Consider the following 17,889-nt stretch of genomic DNA (forward strand, 5'->3'; position numbering starts at 1 on the left):
AATTAATACAAATCATTATCATTAATATTACTACTACTATCATTATTTAAAAATATAAAGGTTTATGATGATACCCATTGAGCAGTGGACGCAGGAAGTAAACGCGCTGTTTGTCGCGAACCGCATACAATTACAACGTGCCGCCTACAAAATTTTAGGTGATTGGGAGCGCTCAGATGATGTCGTGCAAGACACCTATATCAAGATTATCGAAATGACGGCGACACAAAATATTAAACAACCGCTGGCATATATGTATCGAATTGTCCGTAACTTAGCGATAGACCACTATCGACGCACCGCGTTTGAATCCGAACTTTTTGGTGTTGACGAAGAAGGAATGCATGTGCCTGCTGTGGCAGGTATGCCTGAGGCATATGTAATTAATTGCCAGCAACTTGAGCGAGTAGCGCAAACGTTAGCAAAATTACCTGCCCGTACTCAGCGAGCGTTCGAGCTTTATCGCGTAGAGGGGTATACCCACAGGATGATAGCCGCTGAGTTGAATATTTCTATTTCTCTTGCCAACAACCTTATCCATCAGGCAATAAATTATTGCAGGCAAGCAATGCATAATTGATGTGCAACAACACTAATGGATACGTTTGCTTGCTAACGCTGATCGAGGGTAACAGTAAATACATGAATACAAGTTCAATCCTATCGGTTTGTCCGGAATTTGTTGGATCGCTAAATGCTTCAACTCATTTTTTGTATTCTCCTCGCTCCGATTCGTCTAACTTGAATAAGAAGCATTCTTATTAATAGATGCTAATCGTAATTATTCGGAAATTTGTGAGGTGTTATGACGAGTTGTTTTGATCGCGAGGATGGTGTGTTTCGTGTGTTGGTCAACCATGAAGAGCAATATTCGATTTGGCCAGAATGGAAAGCCATTCCAGCAGGGTGGCGAGATGTAGGCGTATTGGGTGATAAGAAAGTATGTCTCGACTATATTGAGAAAACCTGGACAGACATGCGGCCGCTCAGCTTGCGCCGCTTTATGGACGAAAAACAATAGCGGTGCTGCTAATGGCAATTGCTCTTACTTTGTTCTGTTTGCCTTGTGCGGGCGCAAGTGCGACGATGTATCTGCGGTGGCGACGGTCATTGCCCTCCTGGATTTCAGTCCAGCCGATTGAGTTACCGGGGCGTGGCAGCCGATTACATGAGCTTCCACAAAAAAACTATGACGAGCTGACAGCCCGATTGTGCGATGAACTCGTCGCTATGCGGCCTGAACGTTATGCCTTCTTTGGCCATAGCATGGGCGCGTTGTTGGCCTATGGCATCACGCAGCACATATCTACCCGCAATTTGCCACTCCCCGCTGCGCTGCTAATTTCAGGCTGTGCAGCACCGAATCGTCAAGATAGTGAACGCTACAACAACATTAAAGGGCGGGCGGCGCTTATCGCGGATTTACGTAAGCAGGGCGGGACACCAGAAGCCGTATTCGATAATCCTGAGTTACTGACGATGACGCTAGACTTGTTGTCGGTTGACTATCGTGTTTGTGGGAGTTTCCAGCACGCTCAATTACCGTTTTTGCCCATCCCTATCCATGTTTTTGGGGGACGGGCAGATACGATCAAGGTATCAGAACTCGATGATTGGCGCTTGACAGGAAACCGAGCGTTTACGCTGGATTGGTTTGAGGGAGGCCATTTCTTTCTTCGTCAATCTGAAGAAGCGTTTTTGTCAATGCTGACTAGACGATTGACTGAAAGTTTAAATGGGGTAGCTTGTGAAGCGTGTGCAACTGCCTGAAACATTGCCCACGGATACCGAAGTCTGGCTGCTTGAATTTGATTTCGATTCAACTCGGCTCGCAGAAGATTGGGCATTATTGAGCACGCAAGAAAAAGAGCGCGCACTTCGTTTTCATCAATTTAAAGATCAAATCCGTACGATAGCCACGCGTGCAGCACTACGCCGCTTGCTAGCGAAACATGTAGGTTCCTCCCCGAGGACATTGCGCATCGATGTGAACGATTTTGGTAAGCCGCGCTTGCAGGCAGATTCTGCGCCTGCATTCAATGTGACCCATGCAGGCAGTTTTGCATTGATTGCGCTCTCTACTCAAAGCGAGGTGGGTATCGATATCGAATCCCGCAATCGGGATATGACCCATTTAGATGCGTATGTTTTATCACCAAAGGAGCGTGATCTGGGGATTTGGTCTAGTGAGAATCTGATCGAACTCTGGGTTATAAAGGAATCGGCGTTGAAGGCGCTGGGAGTAGGCATTGCCGAGTATTTGCAGGCGATTACGGTTCTACCGAATCAAGATGGCAGTTACCGCATTGCACATGATCGGGCTAGCTGGACAACGATCCAAGCCTGGTCGATCGAAGCGCCTAATCACTATGTGGCGGCATTGTCTTTAATGCAACATCGCCCATTATGTGATCGGTCTCAGTCTTTTTTCTTCTGATTTCCAAATTGCCGGGTGACAGTAACGATGAAGTATTTGATAAAAACTTTGATGGAAAAAATTTTACCGATTAAACGCGTCATTATCTTTATGGTGTAAATCATGAATACAAGACTGATTCCCTCTCGTAATTACCCAGACAATCTCGTGACTCACCTGCAATCACTCGCTAGCGAGCGGTCTACAGACCCTGCATTGATTGTGGTAAGTGCAGACGGAGATACGCTGATAGACAAACAGTTTGATTACGCTTTACTTGATTTGTACGTCAGGGCTGTTGCCGCCGTTTTGCAGGATCGGTTCGAGCAAGGTGATCGTGTTTTGTTGCTGATGGATAATGACGAGCATTATGTAATCGGTTTTCTTGGCTGTCTTTATGCCGGCATGATCGCCGTGCCGATCTTTCCACCTGAATCGATACGTGAACGGCATCTTGCGAGATTGCTGGCCATTGCAACAGACGCAGAGGCACAGTGCATTCTGACGACAAGCGCCCTAATCCCGCTGATCAGTGAAGCTGCAATTAAGCAATTGGCTGATACCGCTATTCTGACGGTTGATGCAATTATGCAAAATGATGCACAAAGCACGGCATCTGCATGGCATGCGCGCATACCTGAGAAAGATGAAATTGCCTTTCTGCAATACACATCCGGATCAACTTCAACTCCCAAAGGTGTGATGGTCAGCCATCATAATCTAATGATCAATGCCCGGGCTTTCGAAGAAGGCATGTCGATCGACTCTGAAGATAGCTTTGTTAGCTGGTTGCCGCTTTATCATGATATGGGTTTGATTGGCGGGCTATTGCAACCGATACATCGCGGTATTCCCGCAATCCTTATGACACCGCAGTTTTTTATCGAGCGCCCGGTGCGCTGGTTGGAAGTTATTTCACGCCATGGCGCGACGGTGAGCGGTGCGCCAAATTTTGCTTTCCAGCTGTGTGTCGAACGGGTCAGAAGTTCGCAATTACAAGGACTCGATTTATCGACCTGGCGTGTTGCTTTCTCGGGTGCGGAGCCTGTGCGTAGAGATACCATGCGCGCATTCATCGACCGCTTCAGTGCAGTGGGGTTTCAGGCCGGCACCATTTATCCTTGCTATGGCTTGGCGGAGTCAACGCTCTTTGTGACTGGGGGTGTACGGGGAGAAGGGATGAAAGCGCATGAATTTTCAAACGATCGGCTTGCGCAAGGCTGTGCTGAAGTGGTGGCACGGGGTGTGCCCATTGTTGCTTGTGGCTTTCCCGCATCCAATCACGCGGTCAGCATCATCGATCCAGAAAAGCAGACACCGCTGGCAGAGGGGTGTGTCGGTGAAATTTGGACGAAAGGGCCAAGTCTCGCCAAGGGCTACTGGCGACGCCCGCATGAAACTGCAGAAACATTTGTCGATTATGAAGGGGCTCGCTGGCTACGTACCGGAGATTTGGGTTTTATCCATGCACGGCAGCTATACATCATGGGAAGGCTCAAGGATCTCATCATCATTCGTGGTCAAAATATCTACCCACAGGATATCGAGCTGATCATCGAAGAAGAAGTGGAGGCAGTACGTAAAGGACGAATAGCGGCATTTTCGGTCGATCGGGAAGGAATCGAAGGTATGGGTATTGCGGTAGAAGTTTCCCGCAACATGCAAAAACTGGTTACTGCCGAAGCGCTGATCACAGCGCTCAGCGAAATAATCAGCGCCAGTTATCATGAACCCCTGTCTGTGGTAGTCCTGTTGAATCCTGGCGCACTGCCCAAAACATCCAGCGGCAAGCTCCAACGCGCGGCATGTCGTCAAGGCTGGCGTGAACGCACACTGGATGCTTATGCCATCTACGAATATGGCCATTTTGTGCACGGCGGTAATAAGCCCATCACCCAGATATGGGAAGATGAAACAGAGCGTGCAGTGGCAACGATTTGGGAAGCCGTATTGCATCGTAGCGGAATCGGTCGGGAAGATCATTTTTTTGTTAAAGGTGGTAATTCTTTGGCTGCTGTACAAGCCGTGGCGCGTATTTCCGATCACTGGCATATCCCGTTCCAGCCGCGCAATCTGTTTCAGTATCCACGGCTTCACGAGTGTGCCAAGGAAATCAAACGTTTAGTGTCTTCGAAAGCGACTTCGCAGGAGATCGATTCCTGCCGCCTCGTACCAATGCGGGGGAATGTCAATACGTTTCCTTTATCCTATGGCCAGCAGCGGCTTTGGTTTCTTTGGCAACTCGACCCTGACAGCACGGCCTATCACATCCAGTATGCTTTGCGATTATCAGGCAGGCTGGATAAACACGCATTTTCTGCAAGCTTCCAAGCCTTGATCGAACGGCATGAGCCGCTGCGCACACTATTTCGTGCCGATGCAGGTGGTGTGGTCGAACAGGTGATACGCTCGGCGTCACCGTTGTCGATAACCGAAATCGATTTGCTGGAGTGGGATGTTTCGCAGCGTGAAGCGCAAGCTGCTGTGGAAGTCCAATGTATCGTTTCGATCCCCTTTGATTTGACACAGGGGCCGTTATTGCGAGTAGCGTTGATTCGTGTGGCGGAGCAGGAAAATATCCTCGTGATCATAATGCACCACATCATTGCCGATGGTGTCTCGGTAAATATCTTGCTGAATGAATTCGCAACCTATTATCAGAGTTGTACACAAGGCAAGCCCGCTCAGCTCGCTCATTTGCTCATCCAGTATGCGGATTACACTGCCTGGCAACAGAGATGGCTTGAAGGAGGAAAAAAAGAAAGTCAGCTCGCTTACTGGCAAAACTACCTGGGTGAATCGCATCCGGTTTTGATGTTACCGACCGATCAGGCACGTCAGCCTGTGACGAACTATCCCTCAGCACGCCACTGTTTTGATTTACCGCAAGACATGCTGGCAAAGCTTCGCCAATTGGCATTCGATCATGGCGCAACGCTATTTATGATGTTTATGGTTGCATTCCAGGTTTTGTTATCCCGTTATACGGGGCAACAAACCATTCGGGTCGGTGTGCCGGTCGCTAACCGTCACCGCATTGAAACGACAGATTTGATCGGGTTTTTCGTTAACATGCAGGTTTTGCAGGGCCAAGTGGATGGACGCAAATCACTGCTTGATCTGTTGGATCAAATTAAGGATGATGCGATCAATGCGCAAGCTTACCAAGATTTACCATTCGAACAATTGGTCGAGGCGCTGCATCCACAACGGGATTTGCGCCATAATCCGCTGTTTCAAACAACCCTCAATCATTTACAGAAAGATTATCGCCATCTGCGGCAATGCACCGGCTTGACGGTTACCGATTATGCTCTGCCGGAGCAAGCCGCCCAACTGGAGCTGAGGCTTGAGACCATCGAATCGCCTGATGGCAGTGTGACCGCTAGTTTCATTTACGCCACCAACTTGTTTGCTTCCTCTTTCATCGAACGCCTGGCACGCCATTATCTGCGAATTCTGCATGAATTGGCGATGCGCCCCACTACGGCGATCGGAGATATCGATTTGCTGAGCGATGCTGACAAATTGCAGCTGGTAGCATGGGGAAGCCCAATGCAAGCTTCATCTATCAGCGGTCAACCTGTACACCGCCAGATAGAACACCAGGCAGACACGCGTCCGCACGCGACAGCGGTGATTTCAGGTGATATCGAACTGAGCTATGGCGAGCTCAATCAACGTGCCAATCAGCTCGCCCATTGGCTCATCAGCTTGGGTATCAGACCTGAATCGCGCGTAGGCATTGCAGTCGAACGAGACTCGGTCGAGTTGATTATAGGGCTCATCGCCATTCTGAAAGCGGGTGGGGGCTATGTGCCACTTGATCCCGCATACCCTCGTGAACGCTTGAAGTACATGATAGAAGATAGCGGTATACAGCTGCTATTGACGCAATCCCATTTGAATGCACGATTACCCTGCCGAGATGGTATCGGAATCTTGGCGTTGGATAGGCTTGATCTGAGCGCATCAAGTAGGGTAAATCCTGATATTGCACTGCATGATGATCACCTTGCTTACGTGATTTACACCTCGGGATCGACGGGGCAGCCGAAGGGGGTGGCGGTTTCTCATGGGCCGCTAGCCATGCATTTGGCTGCCATTAAGAAAATCTATGATGTGCGGTCAAGTGATCGCGAGCTGATGTTTTTCTCCATGAATTTCGATGCCGCTGCGGAGCAATGGATTTCGCCTCTGACCGAAGGCGCAACATTGGTGCTGTCTTCGACTCATCATCTAGCCGGAGAAGGCTTCGTCGAATTGATCGAGCGACACCAGATTACGATTTTGCACCTTCCTCCTGCTTATTTACGCATGCTGTTGCCGCAAATCAAGTATAGCCATCAGTCGATTCGGGCATGTATCGCTGGCGGAGAAGCGTGGTATGCCGCTGATGTGGCCGCAACTCGGACACATTTCCCGTATGCCCGCCTAATCAATGCCTATGGTCCGACTGAAACGGTGATCACGCCAGCGGCATGGCTCAATCAACCCGATCAATTGAATGAGAAAAAATGGCTAGAGACGATCGGCGAGTATGCACCGATTGGTCAACCCGTAGGGACGCGTACGCTCTATGTGCTCGATACCGAGCTCAACCTGGTGCCGCCCGGCACGGTAGGTGAGCTTTACATCGGCGGAATAGGGTTGGCACGCGGCTATCTCGATCGTCCCGCATTGACCAGCGAGCGTTTTGTTGCCGATCCGTTCGATCAGGCAGGCGGTCGTCTTTACCGGACGGGTGATCTGGTGCGCTGGCGCAGCGATGGGCAGCTCGAGTTTCTTGGTCGCCTTGATGATCAGGTTAAGTTGCGTGGATTCCGTGTGGAATTGGGTGAAATCGAAGCACGCTTGCTGGCTCAAGCAGGGGTGCGTGATGCAGCGGTAATCACTCAGGAAGGGCGCCATGGCCTTCGCTTGATCGCTTATGTCGTTCCTCATGCTGCTACGCAACTGAGTGCGTCATTGTTAAAAACGGCGCTCGCCACTGCATTGCCTGACTATATGATACCCAGCCAGTTCGTTTTCTTGGCTGGATTACCGCTCAATCCGAATGGCAAATTGGACCGGAAGGCACTCCCCGTCCCTGAGCAATTCGATCAGCAGGATTACGAACCTCCCGCCAACGTGACGGAGCAAACGATCGCTGAAATTTGGGCAGAGACGCTCGAAGTGCCTCAAGTGGGTTTACATCACAATTTTTTTGATTTGGGAGGGCACTCACTGCTATTGATCAAAATCAAGCAAAAGCTTGAAGCAAGCTTCAATAAGCAGGTTGCCATGGTCGACCTGTTTAAATATACCACCGTTGCCAGTTTGGCGAAATTTCTGAATCAAGGAAATCCAGACGAAAAGAACGCGGCTTCTTTATCACGTCACCGGGCACGCGCGCAGCGACAGCGCAGCGCATTCATTCAACGAAAACAAGAGAGGATACATTGATGGATAACGTGGACGAGATGCAAGAAAGTACAGATTTCGATATTGCAATTATTGGAATGGCGTGCCGCTTTCCTGGTGCAAATGACATCGAATCTTTTTGGCACAATCTCAAGGAAGGGATTGAATCGATCACCCGCTTGACTGACGATGCGCTGCGAGCACGAGGCGTACCTGACGAAGTACTGAATGATCCGCGCTATGTTAAGGCTGTTGCGCATTTGGATGAAGTTGATGGCTTCGATGCCTCTTTTTTCGGCTATACCCCACGTGAAGCAGCGGAAACCGATCCCCAGCATCGGCTCTTTCTGGAAGTAGCATGGCAAGCCCTGGAAGATGCGGGTTACGATCCTTCCCGCTATGCGGGTCCCGTTGGCGTTTATGCGGGTTGTGGTGTGAACACCTATTTACTGCTGAATCTGATGTCGAGCGGACATAGGATGGATAAGCAAGACATTTCTTCGCTGCAAGGGCTTATGAACGGCAACAACAAGGACTCCATGACGACCACGGTCGCTTATAAGCTCGATTTGCGTGGTCCTGGGATGACAGTGCAGACGGCATGTTCAACTTCGCTTGCTGCAACGCATGTCGCTTGCCGTGCTCTGCTCAATCATGAAGCCGATATGGCTATCGCAGGAGGCGCTTGGGTGAATCTGTTGCACGAAGATGGCTATTACTATCAACCTGGCGCGATTCTTTCGCCCGATGGACATTGCAGGGCCTTCGACGCAAAGGCAGCGGGCACAGTCATTGGCAGCGGCGTCGGCATCGTCGTATTGAAACGGTTAGCGGACGCTGTGGCTGACGGAGACGCTATTCATGCAGTCATCAAGGGATCGGCAATCAATAATGACGGTTCGGCCAAAGCTGGCTATACCGCCCCGAGTATAGAGGGGCAGGCGGATGTCATTCTCGCTGCCCAGGCTTTCGCCGGGGTTTCAGCTGATACGATTAGTTATGTTGAAGCGCATGGAACGGGTACCACGCTCGGTGATCCGATCGAGATTGCGGCTTTGACACAAGCATTCCGTGAAAGTACCGATCTGAAGGAGTTTTGTGGCATTGGCTCAGTCAAGACCAATGTCGGACATCTCGATGCGGCTGCCGGTGTGGCGGGGCTAATCAAGACAGTGCTTTCCTTGAAGCATCGGATATTGCCTCCTAGCTTGAATTTTGAACAACCCAATCCACAGATCGATTTTGCTTCCAGTCCTTTTTATGTCAATACTGTTAGTAAAATCTGGCCGGAAGGTTCGACGCCGCGCCGTGCCGGCGTCAGCTCATTCGGTATCGGTGGCACCAACGTGCACATGATCGTCGAAGAAGCGCCAAACCTTGCGCCTTCGAGTGAATCGCGTGATTGGCAGCTGCTTACGTTGTCGGCACGAAGCCCTGAGGCACTGGAGCAATCCGTGAGGCGAGTGCAACAGCACCTGGTAACGCATACCGAGCAACCATTGGCTGATATCGCATACACTTTGCACGTCGGTAGAAAACAGTTTTCTCAGCGGGCAATTGCACTTTGTCATGATTACGAAGATGCCGTGACACTGCTGGAAAACCGGGAACATGATCGTTTTCAATGGCAGTACGGCATAACCGAGAACCGCCCGGTAACTTTCATGTTTCCAGGACAAGGTGCACAACATATCGATATGGCACGCGATCTATATCAGCGCGAACCCATCTTCCGGCAAGAATTCGATCGTTGTTTGCAATTATTGCAACCGCTACTCGATTTTGATCTTCTCTCAATGCTTTATCCGGGTGCTGATGAAGCTAATCGTTTAGCTGCTTCAGCACGGCTCGAGCAGACCGAGGTTACCCAGCCCGCACTGTTTGCTATCGAGTATGCAATGGCACGATTGTGGATGGCCTGGGGTATTCAACCCGCTTCGATGATCGGCCACAGTGTAGGCGAATATGTGGCCGCATGTCTCGCGGAGGTGTTTACTCTGGAAGATGCGCTGCGACTGGTTGTATTACGCGGTCACTTGTTACAGCAAATGGAAGCAGGTGCCATGTTGGCCGTTATGTTGCCTGAAGCGGAACTCATGTCTTATCCCATCCAAGATTGTGATTTGGCGGCTGTCAATGGGCCTGCGCTTTGCGTACTATCCGGCCCACTTGCTGCAATCGAGGCTGCAGAGAAAAAATTGACAGCAGCCAATGTTGATTGCCGGCGATTGCATGTGACACGTGCGTTCCACTCAAGCATGGTTGAACCCCTGTTGCCCGATTTTATTGGTCAGGTTGCCAAAGTTAAGCTTCATTCACCCAAGATTCCTTTTTTCTCTAATCTCAGTGGCGATTGGATTACTGCGCAGGAAGCGACCGATGCGTACTATTGGGGGCGGCATGTGCGTGAAGCGGTGCGTTTCAATGATGGGTTGCATACTTTGCTGAGTGACCTGGCGCAAATTTTGTTGGAAGTGGGGCCTGGAGAAACACTGGCAACGTTGGCGCTACGCCACCCCAACGCAAAACCTGAACAGCTCATTCTGTCATCCTTGCCCCATCCGAATAAAAGTCATTCAGCCCTGAAACATTTCTATCTCAGTCTTGGCAAACTTTGGTTGCATGGATTAAACATCGATTGGAATCGGTTTTACGAACATGAACAACGCCATCGTGTCCCGCTACCAACCTATCCATTCGAACGCCAATCCTATTGGATTAAAGCAGGAGATGGACAAACAGCGTCCAAAATAGCTATGCAGTCAGTTACGGAAGCCAAGCAACGTGAACAAGCTGCTGCACGCTCAATAAATGATTGGCTCTATACACCATCATGGCAACGCACCGCACAAATCGGCAATGACAATACGCGCTTTGAACAAGCCGGTGTTTATTTAATTTTGTGCGATGAACATTTGATCGGTACTGCATTGGCAAGTCATCTGCGTGTATTTGGTATCGAGCCTATCATGGTTTTTGCTGGTACGGGTTTTGTAAAGGAAAGTGCGCATCGTTACCGAATCTGTCCCGCTAATCCTTCGGACTTCAATCAATTGCTGCAAGCAATACGTGAAGAAGGTAACGCGATTGGACACATTTTTTACCTCTGGAGTTTAAGTACAGAAGAGGAAATCAATGCTCAGATAGATAGCCTATCCCACAATTTCTATAGCTTGCTGTTTCTAGCGAGATCGCTGGAAGACAATTTAACACCGCTTCCATCGGGACAAAAAATGGCTATTACGATCGTAGCCAACCAATTGGAGGACGTGACCGGTAGCGAGATGTTGTCTCCAGAAAAAGCGTTGCTTTATGGACCCTACAAGGTTATTCCCCAGGAATACGAGTTTATGACTTGCCGACTGATTGACATTGAATTGCGTGTGTGGGATAGCATGAGCCGGATGCGGCTCGCCAAACAGATTTTTGCAGAGTCGCAATTAGATAACGAGACGGCTGTGGTGGCATACCGAGGGCCTCACCGATGGGTTCAGCATTTTGAAACCCTGGAATACCACACGGCAGCCACCGATCGCCTCAAACCAGGTGGCGTTTACTTGATTACGGGCGGATTGGGCGGTATAGGACTGACCATTGCTGACTATCTTGCCCGTACGCAGCAGGCAAAATTGGTCTTACTGGGACGTACTCCTATCCTTCCGCGCGAGCATTGGCCAGAGATTTTATCGACAGCGAATCAAGGCAGCACACCGAGAGGCAAAATAGAAAAAATTCTCCATTTGGAAAAATTGGGCGCTGAAGTGCTGGTGCTGAATGCCGACGTAGCTAATCTCAGTGAAATGAAAGCAGCAGTGAAGCAAGCACGGAAATTGTTCGGTGAGATCAATGGCGTGATTCATGCCGCGGGTGAGGTCAGCAGTGGATTGCTCTCTAACAAAACAAATGAAGCGATTGCACGGGTATTTGCAGCAAAAGTGAATGGAATGCGTGTTTTACAATCAATTTTTAAAGATGATACGCTTGACTTCATGCTGTTATGCTCATCACTCGCAACCATCGCAGGTGGGCTCAGCAAAATTGACTACTGTGCCGCCAACGCTTATTTGGATGCGGTCGCGCGAGCAGCTTATCGCGAATCATCCTATCCCATTGTTTCTGTCAACTGGGATAGCTGGCGAGAGGTTGGCATGGCAGCAAACATGGAAATGCCAGAAGGTGTAGGCATTACGCCACAGGCAGGAGCTGAAGTGTTCGAGCGTATTATAAACGGCTTACATATTCCTCAAGTGATTGTTTCAACGCTTGATTTGCAAAGCCGGTTGAGTCAGACCCAGCAGGATTTGGTGGCTCAACCCTTCACCTTTACGGCACCCGTCAAAACAAGCAGATTCCCACGGCCGGCATTGCCGACGGCATTCAGACCCCCTGAAAGCGAATTGGAAACAAGCATCGCGGAGATTTGGCAAAGCCTGTTGGGAATCGACGCCATTGGTATGGACGATAATTTGTTTGAATTAGGCGGCGACTCGCTCTTAGGAATACAACTCCTTTCCAGAATACGTACGCATTTTTCAGTTGATCTTCATCCTGCCGACTTCTTCAGATCACCTACCATCGCAAGCTTGGCCGCGTTGGTCGAAACCAAATTGCTTGACGAAATAGAATACTCTTGAGCAATTGGCTACGCAGAAACATGAATCGTATTTCTTTATGACAAACAATCTCGATCTTGCACAACGTCGGGCACGACTTACTCCAGAGCAACGTCAGCGGCTTGCGCAGCGACTACAGGCCGCTGGTAAGGTCGCTCAGCAAACTTTTGTTATCCCGCGGCGGTTAGCGAATGAGCGTGTCTATTTATCCTATGCTCAGCAGCGTCACTGGTTCTTATGGCAACTGGATCCGCACAGTAATGCCTATCATTTAGGGAGTACATTGCGGCTGACTGGTCAACTAAATAAACCAGCGTTGGAAAAGAGTTTTCAGATATTGGTGGCTCGGCATGAATCGTTGCGCACCGTATTCCGCGCCAATGCGCAAGGTCTTCCCGAGCAAATCATCGAACCGGCAGGGCGATTCAAACTGACCGTGACCGATTTGCGTGATGTGCCAACAGCCCTGCGTGCAAGCCGCATACGGGAAGAAGCGATCCGCATTCATACTACGCCTTTCGATCTCACGCAAGGCCCGCTATTGCGTGTGGTTCTGCTCCAGGTTGAACCGGAAGAACATCATCTGGTAGTGGTGATGCACCACATCATCTCGGATGCCTGGTCCAACCGCATCATCATCGATGAATTTGCTGCCTGTTATCGTGCTCATTGCGAGGGTCAGCAAGCGGTGATACCACCGCTTTCAATTCAATATGCAGATTATGCGAACTGGCAGCGTAGCTGGCTGGAAGCGGGCGAGAAAGAACGGCAATTGGCCTACTGGCGTAGCCAACTGGGTGAAACTCACCCTGTATTGCAATTGCCGACCGATCATCCCCGCCCATCGACCAGCAACTATCGTGCCGCTCACTATGACTTTATTCTGCCATCCTCATTGATTGAACGTCTGCAATGGCAGATGAAAACACGGGGTATGACGCTGTTCATGGGGTTATTGGCGGGCTTCCAAGCATTGTTATACCGTTATACCGGCCAAAGCGATATTCGGGTGGGCGTGCCGGTTGCCAACCGTCACCGGGTAGAAACTGAGAATTTGGTTGGCTGTTTGGTAAATACGCAAGTGTTGTGCAACCGAATCGATGGACATATACCGCTGGAACGGCTGCTCGCGCAAACCCGCGATGCTGCCTTGGGTGCGCAAGCTTATCAGGATCTGCCCTTTGAGCAGTTGGTTGAAGCGCTGCAGCCGGAGCGTAATCTGAATCTCAATCCATTGTTCCAGGTGATGTTTAATCATCTGCGCGAAGACTATCGTGCACTGGCGCAACTGCCGGGATTGACAGTAGAGGAACACGCGTTTGACGAGCAGGGTGCGCAGTTTGAACTGTCGTTGGATACCGTTGAACGGCCAGATGGTCGGGTCGAAGCGCGTTTCACCTATGCAGCTGAACTGTTTGATCTGCAGACCATCAAGCGCATGGGCGAGCATTATCTTCGCTTACTCGATCAATTGGCGCAGCTGACTGAACAGCCAGCACGTTGTTTAGGTGACATCATTCTCCTGAGTGAAACAGAGCAGGCACAGCTCAAGGCCTGGGGCATCAACGAGTACCGCTATGCGTCGGCAGAACCGGTGCACCGTCTGATCGAACGACAGGCGCTACTCCGCCCGAACGCAACGGCACTGATTTTTGGCGATACGGAACTGAGTTACGCGCAACTGAACCGGCGTGCGAACCGGCTGGCGCACCGGTTGATCGCATTGGGTATTCAACCTGAAAGCCGAGTAGGGATCGCAGTGGAGCGCTCGATCGACATGATCGTGGGACTGCTTGCCATTCTCAAAGCAGGCGGCGCGTATGTGCCGCTCGACCCGGATTATCCGCGTGAGCGGTTGCAATACATGGTGATGGACAGCGGCATCGGGTTGCTGCTCACCCAGCAAGCGATTGAAGCACGCATTCCACATCCTGCCCATGGCAACGTGCTGTTGCTGGATACGCTGGATCTGGACGATACGTCTGATGATAATCCGTCGGTTGCCCTGCATGGCGAGCATCTCGCCTATATCATCTATACCTCTGGCTCCACCGGTCAACCCAAAGGGGTGGCGGTGGCGCATCATGCCTTGGTGGAACATGCATTGATTGCTGTTGAATTCTTCAAGCTGAACAGTGCCGATCGCATGCTGCAATTTTCTACCATCAATTTCGATGGTTTTATCGAGCAGCTCTTTCCACCATTATGTGTGGGTGCGGCAATTGTCTTGCGTGGCCCGGTGCTGTGGGACAGCGAGGCGCTCTACCAGGAGCTGATCGCCAAACGCATCACTGTGGCTGATCTGACCACCGCCTATTGGTTCTTATTAGTACAGGATTTTGCCAGACAGGGGCCGCGTGACTACGGTGCGTTACGCCAAGTGCACGCTGGGGGCGAAGCCATGTCACCCGAAGGCATCAAGGCCTGGCGGCAAGCAGGCTTATCGGGCGTGGTTTTGCTGAACACCTATGGGCCGACCGAAGCGATCGTGACCGCGACGGTGGCTGATTGTGGCGGGGAAGCGCAAGATGATCAACAGGAACCGGACGTCTCGATCGGCAAGCCGCTGCCTGCCCGCCATATTTATCTGCTTGACGCCAATCTGATGCCGGTGGCAGCCGGCATCGCAGGCGAACTGTATATCGGTGGCGAACTGCTCGCACGCGGTTATCTGAACCGGCCTGGGTTGACTGCAGAGCGGTTTGTCGCCGATCCGTTCGACAGCCAGGGCGGGCGGCTTTACCGTACCGGGGATTTGGCCAGATGGCGGGAAGATGGGCAGATCGAATACCTGGGGCGGGTCGATCACCAGGTCAAGATCCGGGGTTTTCGCATCGAACTGGGCGAAATTGAAACGCAACTGCTGCAGCAGTCGGCCGTACGGGAAGCGGTGGTCGTGGCCAAGGAAGGGCCGAGCGGCACCCGGCTGGTGGCATATGTATCGCTGCACGCGGAACATGCAGCGTCCTCCCCCTCTACATTGCGGGAAGCGCTCGCGCAGAGCCTACCCGATTACATGCTGCCTTCGGCGATTGTGGTGCTGGACAATCTGCCCCTGAATGCGAACGGCAAAGTTGATCGCAAGCGTCTGCCGGAACCGGAGTTTGTCAGCGAAGGTGACTATGCCGCGCCCGAAGGGGAGGTGGAACAAGTCCTTGCCAACATCTGGGTAGAAGTGCTGGGTATGGGCCGGGTAGGGCGCAACGACAATTTCTTCGAATTGGGCGGACACTCGCTAGCTATTTTGCAAGTTCAGCAAAAATTGCACCTTAGCTTATCTATTTCCGTACCCCTGCGGCTCTTTTTTGAACAACCTATATTGAAAGCCATCGCAACAGTGATCCGGGAAGAATACATGTCAGTTTCCAGGAAAGCCAGGGAACAGAGTGAGTTATCGGAAATGGCTGAGTTACTCGATATATTGGAGAATTAATTAGAATTGAACAAGCAGGATATTGCCGAGCGGTTTGCCACACTTACCCCTGAAAAACAAAAGGTATTTCTCAGTACATTGAAGGAGCGAGGTATCGATTTCTCGCTTCTGCCCATCGTTCAACAGCCGGTTGAGAAACGACATATTCTTTCTTACGCGCAACAGCGTCATTGGTTTTTATGGCAACTGGATCCTCAGAGCACAGCCTATCACTTAGGGGGGGCTTTGCACCTGCGGGGTAAGCTGGATCGGTCGGTGCTGGAAGAAAGCTTTCAGATACTGGTGGCGCGGCATGAAGCATTGCGTACGGTATTCCGTGCCAATGCACAAGGTCTACCCGAGCAGATTATCGAGCCGGCAGGGTGTTTCAAACTAACCGTGATCGATTTGCGTACTGTGCCGGCAACACAGCGCGCAGCCCGCGTGTGGGAGGAAGCGATCCGTATTCATACTACGCCCTTTGATCTTACCCAAGGACCCTTATTGCGCGTGGCTCTGCTGCAGGTCGAACCGGAAGAACATCATCTGGTGGTGGTAATGCACCACATCATCTCGGATGCCTGGTCCAACCGTATTATCATCGACGAATTCGCTGCTTGTTATCGTGCGCTTAGTGAAGGGCAGCCGATAGCTTTGCCACCGCTTCCGATTCAATATGTGGATTATGCGATCTGGCAGCGTTCCTTTCTGGAAGCGGGCGAGAAAGAACGGCAATTGGCCTACTGGCGCAGCCAACTGGGTGAAACTCACCCTGTGTTGCAATTACCGACCGATCACCCTCGTTCATCGACGGGTAGCTACCGTGCAGCTCATCACGATTTTGCCCTACCCGCGGCGCTGATGGCGCGCTTGCAGCGGCAGGTGCAGGCACATGGCGTCACGCTGTTCATGGGGCTGCTGACAGGTTTCCAAGCATTGTTATACCGTTATACCGGGCAAAGCGAGATACGGGTGGGTGTACCGATCGCCAACCGCCAGCGCGTGGAAATCGAAAACCTAGTGGGATTCTTTGTCAATACGCAAGTGTTGTGTAACCGGATCAACGGGCGCATGCCGCTGGAACGGCTGCTCGAACAAACCCGAGACGCCGCTCTAGGTGCACAAACTTATCAAGATCTGCCCTTTGAGCAACTGGTCGAAGCGCTTCAGCCAGAGCGCAATCTGAACCTGAATCCATTGTTCCAGGTGATGTTCAATCATTTGCGCGAAGATGAGCACACGCTGTCGCAACTGCCGGGATTGACAGTGGAAGAGTACGAGCTTGGTGAACAAGGTGCGCAGTTCGAACTGACATTGGATACCGTGGAGCGGCCAGACGGCCGAGTGGAAGCGCGTTTTACCTACGCAGCTGAGTTGTTCGAGCCGCAGACCATTGTGCGCATGAGTGAACATTATCTGCGATTGCTGGAGCAACTGACAGATCAGCCCAGGCAGTGCGTGGGCGATGTGGCTTTCATGAACGAACGAGAATGGGCCCAGCTCACGGCCTGGGGCGTCAATGCACAACATTATGCCTCGGTGGAACCGGTGCATCGCTTGATCGAACGACAGGCGCTACTCTACCCGAACGCAACGGCACTGATTTTTGGCGATACGGAACTGAGTTACGCGCAACTGAACCGGCGTGCGAACCGGCTGGCGCACCGGTTGATCGCACTGGGCATTCAACCCGAAAGCCGGGTAGGGATCGCGGTCGAACGCTCGATTGACATGATCGTGGGACTGCTTGCCATTCTCAAGGCAGGCGGCGCGTATGTGCCGCTCGACCCGGATTATCCGCGTGACCGGCTGCAATACATGGTGACTGACAGCGGCATCGGGTTGCTGCTCACCCAGCAAGCGATTGAAGCACGCATTCCACATCCTGCCCATGGCAACGTGCTGTTGCTGGATACGCTGGATCTGGACGATACGTCTGATGACAATCCGGCGGTTACCCTGCATGACGAGCATCTCGCCTATATCATCTATACCTCCGGCTCCACCGGTAAACCGAAAGGGGTGGCGGTGGCGCACGGGCCACT

General features: G+C 51.3%; 8 protein-coding genes. All 8 read left to right on the plus strand.

What is annotated here, in order from left to right; genetic code table 11:
• Positions 1-64: 64 nt before the first annotated feature.
• Positions 65-580, plus strand: coding sequence for a sigma-70 family RNA polymerase sigma factor (locus C8R30_RS09970; RefSeq protein WP_239654281.1), 516 nt, complete (start codon positions 65-67; stop codon positions 578-580).
• A gap of 225 nt (positions 581-805) precedes the next feature.
• Positions 806-1,021 carry an MbtH family protein gene (locus C8R30_RS09975; protein ID WP_090666428.1) on the plus strand — a complete coding sequence of 72 codons (216 nt, stop codon included), beginning with the start codon at positions 806-808 and terminating at the stop codon, positions 1,019-1,021.
• 11 nt (positions 1,022-1,032) lie between these two features.
• Entirely contained in the window at positions 1,033-1,770 is a 738-nt protein-coding gene (locus C8R30_RS09980; protein ID WP_107790046.1) for a thioesterase II family protein, read from the plus strand.
• Positions 1,748-2,437 carry a 4'-phosphopantetheinyl transferase family protein gene (locus C8R30_RS09985; RefSeq protein WP_090666424.1) on the plus strand — a complete coding sequence of 230 codons (690 nt, stop codon included), beginning with the start codon at positions 1,748-1,750 and terminating at the stop codon, positions 2,435-2,437. The genes C8R30_RS09980 and C8R30_RS09985 overlap by 23 nt, the downstream gene beginning before the upstream one ends.
• A gap of 102 nt (positions 2,438-2,539) precedes the next feature.
• A complete protein-coding gene (locus tag C8R30_RS09990) occupies positions 2,540-7,861 on the plus strand; it encodes a non-ribosomal peptide synthetase (RefSeq protein WP_107790047.1) in 5,322 nt (1,773 codons plus the stop codon).
• Entirely contained in the window at positions 7,861-12,453 is a 4,593-nt protein-coding gene (locus C8R30_RS09995; RefSeq protein WP_107790048.1) for a type I polyketide synthase, read from the plus strand. The genes C8R30_RS09990 and C8R30_RS09995 overlap by 1 nt, the downstream gene beginning before the upstream one ends.
• 37 nt (positions 12,454-12,490) lie before the next feature.
• Positions 12,491-15,865: a non-ribosomal peptide synthetase gene (locus C8R30_RS10000; protein ID WP_107790049.1), complete on the plus strand. Its 3,375-nt coding sequence runs from the start codon at positions 12,491-12,493 to the stop codon at positions 15,863-15,865.
• A 6-nt stretch (positions 15,866-15,871) separates the two neighbouring features.
• The coding region (locus tag C8R30_RS10005; protein WP_146162688.1) for a condensation domain-containing protein at positions 15,872-17,889 on the plus strand (2,018 nt) is incomplete at its 3' end.

Origin of the sequence: Nitrosomonas nitrosa, assembly GCF_003051105.1 — a bacterium.
Taxonomy (GTDB): domain Bacteria; phylum Pseudomonadota; class Gammaproteobacteria; order Burkholderiales; family Nitrosomonadaceae; genus Nitrosomonas; species Nitrosomonas nitrosa.

What these genes read in the sequence shown, in the direction of transcription:
- C8R30_RS09970 (WP_239654281.1), top strand. Translation starts at nt 65, where the DNA reads ATGATGATACCCATTGAGCAGTGGACGCAGGAAGTAAACGCGCTGTTT.
- C8R30_RS09975 (WP_090666428.1), top strand. Translation starts at nt 806, where the DNA reads ATGACGAGTTGTTTTGATCGCGAGGATGGTGTGTTTCGTGTGTTGGTC.
- C8R30_RS09980 (WP_107790046.1), top strand. Translation starts at nt 1,033, where the DNA reads ATGGCAATTGCTCTTACTTTGTTCTGTTTGCCTTGTGCGGGCGCAAGT.
- C8R30_RS09990 (WP_107790047.1), top strand. Translation starts at nt 2,540, where the DNA reads ATGAATACAAGACTGATTCCCTCTCGTAATTACCCAGACAATCTCGTG.
- C8R30_RS09995 (WP_107790048.1), top strand. Translation starts at nt 7,861, where the DNA reads ATGGATAACGTGGACGAGATGCAAGAAAGTACAGATTTCGATATTGCA.
- C8R30_RS10000 (WP_107790049.1), top strand. Translation starts at nt 12,491, where the DNA reads ATGACAAACAATCTCGATCTTGCACAACGTCGGGCACGACTTACTCCA.